At 45.9% G+C, this 3024-nt stretch carries 4 protein-coding genes; 1 reads left to right on the top strand and 3 read right to left on the bottom strand.

Annotation, left to right across the window (positions count from 1 at the left end; translation table 11 throughout):
- Together selD and selA are read right to left on the bottom strand one after the other, a co-directional pair.
- The coding region (gene selD / locus NC238_13735) for a selenide, water dikinase SelD (GenBank protein MCM1566968.1) at window positions 1-704 on the bottom strand (704 nt) is incomplete at its 3' end.
- A gap of 58 nt (window positions 705-762) precedes the next feature.
- Window positions 763-2232, bottom strand: a complete 1470-nt coding sequence (gene selA / locus NC238_13730; GenBank protein ID MCM1566967.1) for an L-seryl-tRNA(Sec) selenium transferase — start codon at window positions 2230-2232, stop codon at window positions 763-765.
- 144 nt (window positions 2233-2376) lie between these two features.
- On the opposite strand from selA, the gene NC238_13725 reads away from it, so the two are divergent.
- Window positions 2377-2559, top strand: a complete 183-nt coding sequence (locus NC238_13725; protein MCM1566966.1) for a hypothetical protein — start codon at window positions 2377-2379, stop codon at window positions 2557-2559.
- Between the two features lie 25 nt (window positions 2560-2584).
- Here the strand turns inward: NC238_13725 and NC238_13720 are convergent.
- Window positions 2585-3024, bottom strand: a 440-nt coding sequence (locus tag NC238_13720) for an adaptor protein MecA (GenBank protein ID MCM1566965.1), incomplete at its 5' end; no start/stop codon positions are given.

Genomic DNA, 3024 nt, shown 5'->3' with positions numbered 1-3024 from the left:
CCCAACAGACCAAAGCCGGTAATATCCGTACAAGCATTTACTCCGGTCAGGACTGCAATCTCCGACGCTTCCTTATTCAACCGTGCCATGACCTCAATGGCGGCTTTCTCATCCGTTGCTGGGACAATCCCGTTTTTTATCCCAGTCGTGATAATCCCAAGTCCTAATGGTTTTGTCAGAACGAGCAAATCGTTTTCCCTGGCGCTGGAATTCGTCAGCACCCGATCAGGATGAACAATGCCTGTTACGGACAGACCATACTTCGGTTCAGGATCATCGATCGAATGCCCGCCGATGATTAAGGCTCCGGCTTCTTCAACTTTGTCTTTTCCCCCTCTTAGTATCTCCATTAATATGCTTTTATCAAGCTTATCAATCGGAAAAGAAACAAGATTCAGCGCAGTCAGCGGACGCGCACCCATGGCATAGATATCACTGAGGGCGTTGGCTGCGGCAATTTGCCCGAAAGAATATGGATCATCAACGATCGGAGTAAAAAAGTCAACGGTCTGGACAATCGCCTGATTGTCATTAAGACGGTAGACACTCGCATCATCTGACGTATCAAAGCCGACCAGAAGATCCGGGTTGGACGTCTGCTTTGGAAAGTGACACAAAACTTGTGCCAGGTCACCAGGACCAATCTTGCACCCTCAGCCAGATTTGCTCGAGTACTGCGTCAGTCTTATTTTGTCACCGGACATTGCTTTCCCTCCTTTCGTTTTCTCCTTTTTGTTGCTCACTTGCTTTTTTCAAAAGCAATTATAACACAACATGACCTGCAGACCTAGAACCCCATTCCCGTAAACGGTCTGCAATCACCTGATAATCCTCCGGAAGCAGTGTCCGAGGGTCAACTACAATTGCATCTTTCACAATACGGGCAAGAACAGGTACGTCTCCCTGTCTTAAAAAACTTTCAAGATCAACTACGGAATTCTGCTTTGGCTTTACCGCACATACGCAAGTCGGGAGAACCGCCGTCGGAAAAGCCCCGCCTCCAACGCAGGATTCAGCGTCCATAACCTGTATCTCTAAACCGGGTAGGCCGGCAAGCATTTCACTAAGCTTCAGCGCGTCTTTCCAAAGTTCATCTTTTGTACGGGAAAGCATATTCCAGACAGGTATTTTACCAATTTCCCCTCTCTGATAGAAACGGAGCGTCCCGACCAAGGCAGCCAGAACCAGCTTATCAACTCTCAAAGCCCGAGTGAGCTGATTTTTTTTCAAGCGGTCAATCAGTTCCTTTTTGCCGATTATAATTCCGGCCTGAGGGCCTCCCAAGAGTTTATCCCCACTGAAAGAAACCAGTGAAGCCCCGCTTTTCAGTGTATCCTGCACCGTCGGTTCCTGTGGAAGACCATATTCCGATCCATCTAGGAAACTGCCGCTACCAAGATCCACGACAACCGGGATCCCCGACTCTTTACCGAGCACCACAAGCTCATCAACCGGAACTTCATGCTGGAATCCCTGAATCCGATAATTACTGGTATGTACTTTCAGCAGCATCGCCGTCTCCGGGCCGATCGCCTCCTGGTAATCCTTTGGCCAGGTCTTATTCGTTGCTCCGACTTCCACCAGTTTTGCCCCTCCTGCTTTGAGCACTTCAGGAATACGGAAAGATCCGCCGACTTCCACCAGTTCTCCGCGGGAAACAATGACTTCTTTATGGACGGCAAAAGTATTCATGATTAAAAGTACCGCTGCTGCATTGTTATTCACAACAAGGGATGCTTCGGCCCCGGTCAGCTCTGCCAAAATTTCTTCGATATGGCTGTACCTCGAGCCGCGATTTCCGGTTTCAAGATTAAGCTCAAGATTGCTGTAAACAACAGCCTGTTCCGCAACATAGGCGGCGGCTTCCGGAGCAAGCAGTGCGCGTCCGCAATTCGTATGCAGAATTACACCTGTAGCATTGATGACTCTCTTCATACTTCCATAACCTCTCAATTGTGCTTGGATCTCCTTATACAACCACGCTCGAAAGACCGGTACAAATTCTTCAGGCTGACAGTACAAAAAATTCTGAAGCTTTTTAGTTTTTCCACTTTTCAATTCTTCGCCATCGTGATTCAGATCATCCAAAAGAATCTTTCTGGCTTTTTCCAGAGCCTTCCTTACTGCCCAGGTAATTACCGAAAGTTCATAACCATTACAGATATGGGTTTTTGCTAATTCGGCAATGACCTCGTTTACCGGAGGAAGAAGACGCAGTTTGCTATTTCTCAAAAAAAACACCCCGAATTCTGCAATCTAAGACAAAATGTTCATTCTTACCCGCTTGGTTTTTTTTAGGATTTCGACAAGCCGGATCGTTTAATATGATTATAATAACATTTCAGACCGCTAAAATAAATCCAAGGGGGAAAGGTAATGGAGCCTTCCGGAACAAAGATATACGACTTCCGCATATTTCATGCTAAAAAAAGATCCAAATGCATTTTCTGCAATGGCACGGATCAGCTTATGTTATTCAAGAGACAAACCGTTTGTCCGGATTGCCTGAACAGTATCCGCAAACTCTACGAGACAGGCCATTTCAATCCTGCCGGATAGTACTTATATATAGCAAAAGGAGCTTTCAGCTCCTTTTCTTTTTCTCGAGGCGTTTTAAGATTTTTACGGCATCTTCCTCGATAATCGTTTCACCGTGCTCTTTGAGAAAAGTATCCGTAGTCATGACAGATTCCCCAAATTCGTCCAGTATCGCTTCAGCCAGTTTCTTTTTACGCGGGTTTCCAATATTGCTGATTGTCAGGTAATATTCACCTTCATATTGGAACAACGCAGATTGAAGCTGGAGAATCCCCGGCAAAAGACGGACTGCGGAAATAACATCTTCGAACTCTTCAAACAAATATACCCATTGCTCTTCAGACGCAAACTTCGGAGAAGGGCGCGGATTCTTTTTCTTTTCTCCAAAAGCGGTTTGAATAATATGGTTAATCTCCGCATCAATTTGTTCTTCCTGCTTAATTACCGTTATGACAAATTCATCTTCTGAAGCAACAGTAGCCTGGA

Source organism: Dehalobacter sp., from assembly GCA_023667845.1.
Lineage (GTDB): Bacteria > Bacillota > Desulfitobacteriia > Desulfitobacteriales > Syntrophobotulaceae > Dehalobacter.
The sequence above is the reverse complement of the archived record's forward strand: the minus strand, read 5'-3'. Positions and strand labels throughout refer to the sequence as shown.